Below are 9,087 nucleotides of genomic sequence, written 5' to 3' on the forward strand. Positions count from 1 at the left end.
ATTTCTGTGGGCATCGGAAAGGAAATGCGCCGTCTGTGCGGCGAGTTGGTCGGCGAGCTGACGCTCCCGGCGCCGGCGGACCCCGCCGACCTCTACAGCGCCTTGTGCGACGCCATGAGCAGACGCCGCGGCCGCCCCGTGCACTACCGTACGGCCGCCTTCCCGCCCGGTACGGCCAGTGGTCTGTGGCTGGACATGGCCGAGCAGGACCTCGTCGTCATCGAGGAACGCACGGCCCCCGACCACCAGTTGGTGATCCTCGGCCATGAGCTGTGGCACATGCAGGCCGGGCACTGCGGCCACCCTGTGGAGGGCGCGGAGGGTGCCGCGGTCGCCGCGCGCTTACTGAACGTGGACGCCGACCTACAGGCGACGGTCCTGAAGGTGGCCGCGCGGACCCGTTTCGACCTGGCCGACGAGCAGGACGCCGAGAGCTTCGGGCTGCTGCTCGCGAGCAAGTGCCGTACATGGCTCGCCGGTTCCGCGCTGCGTGGGCCCGTGCGGCGTGATCACCTGGCCGGCCGGATCGGGGCCTCGCTGGGCTACCGCGGCCCGCAGGGCTGAGGCAGCCGCCGACACCATGGACGGGCACAGCTACTACGTACCGGCCGCCGCGATGGCGATCGCCCTCGCCCTGAAAATGCCGGCGCTGCTGCGGAACTGGGGCGATCCACTCATCAGGTCCGTGTGCGCCCTGATGACCCTGGCGTCCCTGGTGTTCTTCTTCGCCGCGCCCCCGACGATCACCGAGGTCAACCACCTCTCCGGCGTCACCAACATGTCGGCGGCCCTGGTGTACGTCCTGCTGAGCGCGTTCAGCGGCTCCTGTCTGGTGCTGATCACCAACTGGCGGGGCGGTCCCCCGGAGGTCACCCGGCGGCTCTCGCGCCGCTGGATCGGCGGGTACGCCGGGGTGTGCGCGGCGATCGTGGTGCTGTTCGTGCTCGGGAACGCGCCGGTGGAGCGGGTGCGGGACTTCGACACGTACTACGCCAACACGCCGTTCCTGCGCGAGATGATCGTGCTGTACCTCATCGGCTTCACGGTCGCCGGTGTCGCCATGCACGTGATGTGCTGGCGTTGGGCGCTCCAGGTGAGCGGCTGGCTGCGGGCCGGGCTGCTGGTGATCGCGTTCGGCTATCTCGTCAACGTCCCCTTCGCGGCGGTCAAGCTGGTCGCCGTCGCGGCCCGCTGGCAGGGCGGGAACCTGGACGGTCTGAGCACGTATCTCGCCCCCGTGCTGGCGTCGATCGGCGCCCAGGTCAGCGCTGTCGGCTTCTGTCTGCCGCTCGCCGGGCAGCGCGTCGGCGACGCGTGGACCACGTGGTCGACGTACCGCAGGCTCGGCCCGCTGTGGCGGGAGCTGCGGCCGGTGTGGGCGCAGGCCGGCCACGAGGTGCGGATCTCCTGGTGGGCGCCCGCGCAGCTGCAGATGACGCAGCGGGAGTCCGACATCCACGACGGCATGCTCGGCCTGTACCCGTACTTCGACTCCGAGGTGCGGGCGAAGGCCTACGAGGCGGCCGTCGCGGCGGGTTCGGAGCCCGTGCAGGCTCGGGCCGAGGCAGACGCGGCGATGCTGACGGCGGCCGTACGCGCCCGGCAGGACGACCCGGAGGGCCGCGTCATCAGCTCGGCGGTCGCCGACACGCCCACGCTGCCCGCCGAGAACCCCCGTGACCTGGTGCGGATGTCCATCGCCCTGCGTCAGTCCCCCGTCGTAGCGGCCGCCCGCGAAGGGGCCGCCGCGACCAGGTCAGAGAGCGACTTCCATGAGCGAACCCGTTAGCGGTCCACACGACACCGCGGCAGGCACCGGGCGGCGTGCCGTCGTCGTCGGCGCGGGCCTGGCCGGCCTGCTGGCCGCCGCCGCGCTGCGCGACCACGCCGAGGTCACCGTCGTCGAGCGCGACGCGCTGCCCGAGGGGCCCGAGGCCCGCAAGGGTGTGCCGCAGGCCCGCCACGCCCATCTGCTGTGGTCCGGCGGCGCCCGCGCGATGGAGGAGCTGCTGCCCGGCGTGACGGAGGCGTGGCTGGCCGCGGGGGCCCGGCGCATCCCGTTGCCGACGGGACTGGTGTCGCTGTCGGCAACGGGCTGGATCCGGCGCTGGCCCGAGATGGAGTTCATGATCGCGTGCAGCCGGGATCTGCTGGAGTCGGTGGTCCGCGCCCGGCTGCTGGCCGGTCCCCGGGTCACCGTCCTGGAGCGCACCGAGATCCTCGGGCTGACGGGCGACGCGTCCCGGGTGACGGGCGTCCGGGTGCGGATGGCCGACGGTGAGGAGCGACTGCTGCCCGCCGACCTGGTGGTGGACGCGGCCGGTCGGGGGTCGCGGGGCACCGCCTGGCTCGACACGCTGGGGGTGCCGCCCGCGCCGATGGAGGAGGTCGACTCCGGGCTGGTGTACGCCAGCCGGATCTTCCGGGCACCCGAGGGCACCGAGGAGTACCCGGTGGTGAACGTCCAGCCGAACGCGGAGGATCCCGTGCCGGCGCAGAGCGCGACACTCGTGCCCGTGGAGGGGGGACGCTGGCTGGTGACCCTGTCGGGCACCCGCGGCGGTCAACCCACCGCGAAGGCCGAGGAGTTCGTCACGTTCGCGCACAACGTCAGGCATCCCGTCGTGGGCGAGCTGATATCCCGCGCCGAACCACTGACCGACGTGGTCGTCACCCGCAGCACGATCAACCGGCGCCGCTACTTCGAGAAGGTGTCCCGCTGGCCCGACGGGTTCGTGGCGATCGGCGACGCCGTGGCCACGTACAACCCGATCTACGGGCACGGGATGTCGGTCGCCGCGCAGGGCGCCCTCGGGCTGCGCGAGAAGGTCGCCGAGCACGGGATCACCGCGCCGGGGCTGGCGCGCCGCGTCCAGCGGGCCGTCGCCGTACCGGTGGCGCTCGCCTGGGAGCTGGCCACCGGCACGGACATCCGCTACCCCGAAGCCATCGGCAAGCGGCCGAACGCGATGCAGAGACTGTTCGGGCTGTACGTGCAGCGGCTGATGCGTACGGCGGTGGGGCGGCCGCTGGTGTTCCGGGCCTTCCTCGGGGTGATCACCCTCTCCGCGCCGGCCGCCGCGCTGGTCAGGCCGGAGGTCGTGTTGGCGGTGCTGCGCGGCCCGGTCAAGGACCCGCTGACGGGGCCGCCGCTGACGGACCGTGAGCGGGAGATCGTGCCGGGCGCTGCGCGGTAGGGCTGTTCCGCCGTCCGCTGACCGAGCGAACCGGCGTGCGGGAGAACGGGATTGTCAGTGCCGGGCGGCAAGCTGGTGGCGTGTCACTCATCCATCGAGGGGAGAGCCGTCCGATGCCGACCGCCGTGCTGACCGACCGTGAGCGGACCGCCGTCCAGGCCTATCTGCGGCTGCTGGGGACCGTACGCGCCGCGTTCGACGGGCCGCCGGAGGGCCGACCACCCGTGGTGCCGACCGCCGCGCTGGCCGAGGCGGAGCAGGCACTGGCGGAGGCGGGCCTGGCGGGCAACGAGGAGGAGTTCTTCCGGCTGCTGCGCGGCTGGTGCCCGCGGCTGTGACCCTCCGCTCCGCCGACCCTTCGGCCGCCCGACGGTCCGCCGGCACCACCGGCGGACCAGCCCCCGTCACCGGACCGGGGCGCGCTCAGAAGGGTCGCCGGGAGCTACGCCAGATACATCCCCGCGGACTGGTCCACCAGCTGCCGCAGGGCCGACACGTGGTGCGCGTGGCCGCCGAGCCGGTCGAGGACGCGGTACGCCTCGTCGCGGTGAGCACCGAGGTCCTTCTCGTAGCGGTGGAGGACGGCCGGGGCGAGCAGACGCGCCCGGAGTTCGTCCCGCGCGGGCTCGGACTCCCTTGCGGCGACGCTCAGTTCGACCAGGCGGGCCCGGGTGCCGGGGGACGCCTCGTCGAGGGCGCAGGCGAGCAGATAGGTGACGGTGCCGTTGCGCAGGTCCTCGTCGCGGCCGGAGAGGAGGTCCTCCTGGTCGTTGAAGAGCTGCCAGAGCACGCCGAAGACGTCGCCGAACTCCCGCCACAGTTCGGTGCGGTCGTGGTCGGCGCCCGCGAGGATCGCGGCCATCGCCGTGATCATCGCGAAGGGGGCGCCGGACTTCCCCCGGTACGCCTCGACGACGGTGTCCGGTCGGGCCGCGCCGAGGTCGCCGCGCAGGTCCCGCAACTGCCCTTCCACGGCGCCGATCCAGCAGTTGACGATCTCGCCGGTGAGGGCGTTGCGCAGAGTGTCGGAGAGGGACTGCGCCTGGACGACCCGGATGGGGAGGGCCTGGCCGCTGAGAACGGCCGCGAGCAGCGCCTCGTCCGCGCCGAGTCCCTGCGGGGTGTGCGCGCCGTGGCCGTCGGCCAGGTCGTCGAGGTAGCACGCGGAGGTCCACCACAGCACGTGCACGGCCGACAGGGGAACGGCCGGTTCGGGGGCGCCTGTCTCGGCGCCGTGCACCAGCAGCGGGAGCACCGACAGGGGGTACTTCATCCGCTGGTGGCCGAGCAGCCCGGCGATGGATCTTCGGACCGCGGTGGCGGCGGGGCCCAGCTCCTCCAGGGCGTGTTCGATCTCCGCGTCTATCTCCGCGGCGATTCGTTTGTGCAGGTCTGCGTATGCGAGGGAACTCACCGGTGAGCCTCGTTCTCCAGAGGGAAGGGAACCGACACCGACGTCACCACCAGCCCCCGACGGACGCTCCAGCGCCCGTCGAAGGCCGTCAGACGCCGGCCGTCCACCACCGGTCCGGGAACGAGGAGTTCGGCGCGCAGACCGCCCGCGTGACCGCCGGGGTCGACGGACACCTCGATGTCGGCCTCGGAGAAGTCCAGCCAGCGGCCGGTGAGCGGGAACCACGCCTTGTAGACGGACTCCTTGGCGCTGAACAGCAGCCGGTCCCAGTGGACCGAGGGGTGGTCGGCGGTGAGTCGGCGCAGTCGGGCTTCCTCCGGGGGGAGCGCGATGGCCTCCAGGACTCCCTCGGGCAGGGCGCTGTGGGGTTCGGCGTCGATGCCGAGGGAGGCGAGGTCGGTGGCGCGGACCAGTGCGGCGGCGGCGTACCCGTCGCAGTGGGTCATGCTGCCGGTCAGGCCCTCCGGCCAGCCGGGGGCGCCGCGCTCGCCGGGCAGGATCGGCCGCGGCGGGACGCCGAGCTTCTCCATGGCCCGCCGGGCGCAGGCCCGGACGACGGCGAACTCGCGGCGCCGCTTCGGCACCGCGCGGGCCACGATCGCCGCCTCCTCCGGATACAGCTCGATCCCGTCGGCTCCCCCGGCCGTGTCATCGTCGTACGCCTCCACGGCCACGACCGACTCCGGGAGCAGCTCCTCGATCAACGGCTCCGACCTCCATCGGCAGAATCCGGCGCAGCCGTCCCGGGGGTTCCGGGCGCGGGCGCCACTCGCGGGGGTAACCCACGGACACCTCTTCGAAGCGGACCCCGTCCAGCCAGGTGGTCCGCGGGATGTGCAGATGGCCGTAGACCATGACCTCGACGCGGAAGCGCCGGTGCCAGTCGGCCGTCAGCTCGGTGCCGCACCACATGGCGAACTCGGGGTAGCGCAGGACGTTCGTCGGGTGCCGGTCGAGGGGGTAGTGGTTGACCAGCACCGTGGGCAGGTCGGCGGGGATCTCGGCGAGCCGGCGCTCGGTCTCGGCGACCCGGGCGCGGCACCAGGCGTCGCGGCTCGGGTAGGGGTCGGGGTGCAGGACGTGCTCGTCGGTGCAGACCACGCCGGTGCCGTGCGCGTACTCCAGGCCCTCGGCCTTCGTCGCGCAGCCCTGGGGCAGGAACGAGTAATCGTACAGCAGGAACAGCGGCGCGACGACGACGGGGCCGTCCGGGCCCTCCCACACGGGGTACGGGTCCTCGGGGGTGACGACACCCAACTCCCGGCAGAGCGCGACAAGATGCTCGTACCGCGCGACACCGCGGTGGGGGACGGTCTCGCTGGGGTGGGTCCACAGCTCGTGGTTGCCCGGCGCCCACACCACCTTCGCGAAGCGTCCGGCGAGGGTCTGGAGGGCCCAGCGGATGTCGGCCACCTTCTCGGAGACGTCACCGGCCACGAGGAGCCAGTCGTCGTCCGTCTCAGGGAGCATCTGTTCGACCAGGGCGCGGTTCTCGGGATAGCCGATGTGCAGATCGCTGATGGCCAGCAGGTTCCCGTGCCGGCCCACCGTCGACTCCACCCTCACTCCCTCCGCGACACCGAATGGCAACACGAGAACACAAGTGCGCACCGACGGACAAGAGTGACTGGCTGAGCGCTTGCCCACGCCGCGGCACGCCCGTCGCACGAGGATTAACACGCGCGTGACAGAAACATGGGTCCCGGTGGCCTTATGATCTGCCCCAACACCACCGCCACGCCCGTCGTTCGCGTCGGCGGTTCGGCGTACCTCCATCCCCCCTGGCCGGGCACGGCCTGCTCCGCCGTGCCCGCGAACCGTAGAAAGGCGGCCTGCATGGTCTCTCGCGTACGCGTCTGGCTCAACCGCACGTACGCGGAGAACGTCTTCTTCATGGATCAGCTGCGGAATAATCCGCACGCTCGTCCGGTGGACATCCATGCCACCCACGGTGACGCCGACTCCCCCGTACTGGCCGCCGCCGACACCGCCGATCTGGAGCCCGAGGGCCTCTCCCCCGCCGCGTACGTCGAGTACGCGCTCGACCAGTGCGCCAAGCGCGGTATCGACGTCTTCGTGCCGCGCCTGCACCAGGCGGCCATCGCCGCGCACCGAGAGGAGTTCACGGCCCTCGGTACAGCGCTGCTGGCGCCGCCCGCCGCGTCGATCGAGGTCTTCGAGGACAAGGTGACCGCGTACGAGGCGGTCCAGGCGTACGGGGTGCCCGTGCCGCCGTGGTTCCGGGTGACCGACGCCGATGAACTGGTCGCCGCGGTCGAGGAGTTGGAGGCCGACGGGCACAGGGCGTGCTTCAAGCCGGCGTCCGGGGCGGGTGGTGTGGGCTTCCGTGTGGTGACCCGTGCCCCCTTCTCGCTGGATCACCTCAGCGGCTTCCCCGGCCCGTACGTGCCGCTCGACACGGTGGTCGCCGCCCTGCGGGAGGCCGGGGAGCCCGTCGACTGGCTGGTGATGCCGCGTCTCGAACAGCCGGAGGTGTCCGTCGACTGCCTCACCGGTACCGACGGACGGGTGCGGATGGCGGTCGGCCGCACGAAGAACGGGCGGCGGCGGGGCTTCTCGCTCAACCCCGCCTGGATCGAGCCGGCCCGGCGGCTCGCGGAGTCGTTCGAGCTGCACCACCTGACCAACATCCAGTTCCGGATGTTCGGGGACCGACCGGTACTGATGGACGTGAACACGCGTCCCGCGGGCGGCCTGCACCAACTGGCGCTGTGCGGGATCAACGCGCCGTGGGCCGCGGTGCGGCTGGCGCTCGGCGAGGAGACCGGCGACGTGCTGCCGACCCGGCTCGGGCAGGACTACACCGTGGTGTCGGGGCTTCGACCGGTGCGCCCGGTGACACTGCCCCAGCAGGCCGACGACACGACGACCGCCGACGCGGGCGCGAGCGTGGGCCAGGGCGTGGGTCACGGGGTGAGTGCGGGCGCGGCCGTGGGTCACGGCGCGGGTGCGCCGGTGCCGGCCGATGCGCATGCCGTCGCGGACATCCCCCGGACCGTCGAGGTGCCGGGAGCCGTGGGGCTGCCGATGGTGGTCGACGTTCCTGTGGGCGCGGTGGAGCCCGTGGAGGCCCGGTCGCTCGCCGTGGCACCGCAGGACGCTCCCCCGCGCGCCTCGTCGCCGACCGCCTGCTCGGCCGCCGACCGGCCCCTGGCGGTGTAGGACCCGCACCTGCTCGGACGACGAAGGAGGGCGGCTGTCCTGCCCGACAGCCGCCCTCCGGTCGTCCGTACCGGACTTCCGTACCGGTCTTCTTGCCGGTCTTTCGTGCCGCCGCGCGTCGCGGCGCCTCAGTGCCCGCCGGTCCCCGGTGGGGCCGCGGGTGTGTGGCGGGTGCGGGTCAGGAGGCGATCCGGATGCCGAAGTCGCGCCAGGCGGTGCCTAAGTCCTGGAAGCCGAGGGGACACCCGCGCCCAGGGTCGTGGCGGGCGGGGATGTCCCGCCCGCCACGACCCGGGAGCGCCGGCTGGTCGGGGCGTGGTGGGCGGACCCGTCAGCGGCGGCCCACCGCGAGGCGCAGGGTCTGCACCTCGAAGGGGCGCAGGGTCACGGGGACGCCGTCGCCGTCCGTGGCCGCCTCCGACAGGGGGCGCTCCAGCAGGTCGGTGAGGTGCGCCCCGGCGAGCGGGAAGCCGGTGCGCAGGACGCCGCGGGCGCGGCCGCCGCCGGACTCGTAGAGACGGACCACCACGTCGCCGGAGGCGTCGTCGGCGAGCTTGACCGCCTCGACCGTCACGCCCTCGCCCTCCACGGAGACCACCGGCGCGGGCGCGCCCGCCGCGTCGGCGACGCGCAGCGGCAGGTTGAGGGCGTAGCCCTCGGCGACCGCGTCCTCGATGGTCGCGCCGGGCAGCAGCGCGTAGGTGAGGCGGTGCTTGCCCTGGTCGGCCTCGGGGTCCGGGATGCGCGGGGCGCGGACCAGGCTGAGGCGGACCGTGGTGGTGGTACCGCCGTCCTCGCGGACCGTGCGGGAGACGTCGTGGCCGTACGTCGAGTCGTTGATGACCGCGACGCCGTAGCCGGGTTCGCCGACGTGCACCCAGCGGTGGCCGGAGACCTCGAAACGGGCCGCCTCCCAGCTGGTGTTGGTGTGCGTGGGGCGCTGGATGTGGCCGAACTGGATCTCGGCGGAGGAGTGCGCGGCGCGGACGTCGATCGGGAAGCCGGCCTTGAGGAACTTCTCGGCCTCGTGCCAGTCGATGTCCGTCTCGAAGTCGATCCGGCGGCTGCCCGCCCGCACGGTGATCGTCTGGGTGATGCGGGAGCCCTTGCCGAACGACCGCTCGACGCGGACGGCGCCGACGAGGGGGTCGGCCTCGACGACCGTGACGGACTCGGCGTCCAGCAGGTCGGTGTAGCGGTTCCTGTAGTGCTTGTCTACGTCCCAGGCGTCCCAGTAGTTGGGGAGGTCGGTGTGCAGGCGGAGCAGGTTGCCCTGGTCGCCGAGGACCTCGC

At 72.8% G+C, this 9,087-nt stretch carries 9 protein-coding genes; 5 read left to right on the plus strand and 4 right to left on the minus strand.

Going from position 1 to position 9,087, the window contains the following annotated elements; translation table 11 throughout:
- The first annotated feature begins 24 nt into the window (after nucleotides 1-24).
- From AOK15_RS12850 to AOK15_RS12865, 4 genes are all read left to right on the plus strand, one after another.
- Nucleotides 25-564: a hypothetical protein gene (locus AOK15_RS12850; RefSeq protein ID WP_055516033.1), complete on the plus strand. Its 540-nt coding sequence runs from the start codon at nucleotides 25-27 to the stop codon at nucleotides 562-564.
- A gap of 16 nt (nucleotides 565-580) precedes the next feature.
- Nucleotides 581-1,789 carry an MAB_1171c family putative transporter gene (locus tag AOK15_RS12855; RefSeq protein WP_055516035.1) on the plus strand — a complete coding sequence of 403 codons (1,209 nt, stop codon included), beginning with the start codon at nucleotides 581-583 and terminating at the stop codon, nucleotides 1,787-1,789.
- Nucleotides 1,773-3,197, plus strand: coding sequence for an FAD-dependent oxidoreductase (locus AOK15_RS12860; protein WP_055516037.1), 1,425 nt, complete (start codon nucleotides 1,773-1,775; stop codon nucleotides 3,195-3,197). The genes AOK15_RS12855 and AOK15_RS12860 overlap by 17 nt, the downstream gene beginning before the upstream one ends.
- A gap of 113 nt (nucleotides 3,198-3,310) precedes the next feature.
- On the plus strand, nucleotides 3,311-3,535 hold the full coding sequence (locus tag AOK15_RS12865; protein WP_055516039.1) for a hypothetical protein: 225 nt from the start codon (nucleotides 3,311-3,313) through the stop codon (nucleotides 3,533-3,535).
- A gap of 104 nt (nucleotides 3,536-3,639) precedes the next feature.
- Here the strand turns inward: AOK15_RS12865 and AOK15_RS12870 are convergent, their stop codons facing one another.
- The 3 genes from AOK15_RS12870 to AOK15_RS12880 are packed head-to-tail and all read right to left on the minus strand — an operon-like array spanning nucleotide 3,640 to nucleotide 6,171.
- Nucleotides 3,640-4,611 carry a polyprenyl synthetase family protein gene (locus AOK15_RS12870; protein WP_055516042.1) on the minus strand — a complete coding sequence of 324 codons (972 nt, stop codon included), beginning with the start codon at nucleotides 4,609-4,611 and terminating at the stop codon, nucleotides 3,640-3,642.
- Entirely contained in the window at nucleotides 4,608-5,315 is a 708-nt protein-coding gene (locus tag AOK15_RS12875; RefSeq protein ID WP_055516044.1) for a 4'-phosphopantetheinyl transferase family protein, read from the minus strand. The genes AOK15_RS12870 and AOK15_RS12875 overlap by 4 nt, the downstream gene beginning before the upstream one ends.
- Nucleotides 5,260-6,171: a metallophosphoesterase family protein gene (locus AOK15_RS12880; RefSeq protein ID WP_055516046.1), complete on the minus strand. Its 912-nt coding sequence runs from the start codon at nucleotides 6,169-6,171 to the stop codon at nucleotides 5,260-5,262. The genes AOK15_RS12875 and AOK15_RS12880 overlap by 56 nt, the downstream gene beginning before the upstream one ends.
- Before the next feature lie 276 nt (nucleotides 6,172-6,447).
- Between AOK15_RS12880 and AOK15_RS12885 the strand changes: the two genes are divergently transcribed.
- A complete protein-coding gene (locus AOK15_RS12885) occupies nucleotides 6,448-7,794 on the plus strand; it encodes an ATP-grasp domain-containing protein (RefSeq protein ID WP_055516055.1) in 1,347 nt (448 codons plus the stop codon).
- Nucleotides 7,795-8,125: 331 nt separating this feature from the next.
- On the opposite strand, the gene AOK15_RS12890 is transcribed toward AOK15_RS12885, so the two are convergent.
- Nucleotides 8,126-9,087 (minus strand): glycoside hydrolase family 38 C-terminal domain-containing protein (locus AOK15_RS12890; RefSeq protein ID WP_240508407.1); only part of this gene is annotated, 962 nt, incomplete at its 5' end.

Origin of the sequence: Streptomyces ossamyceticus, assembly GCF_001418475.1 — a bacterium.
Classification (GTDB): Bacteria; Actinomycetota; Actinomycetes; order Streptomycetales; family Streptomycetaceae; genus Streptomyces; species Streptomyces ossamyceticus.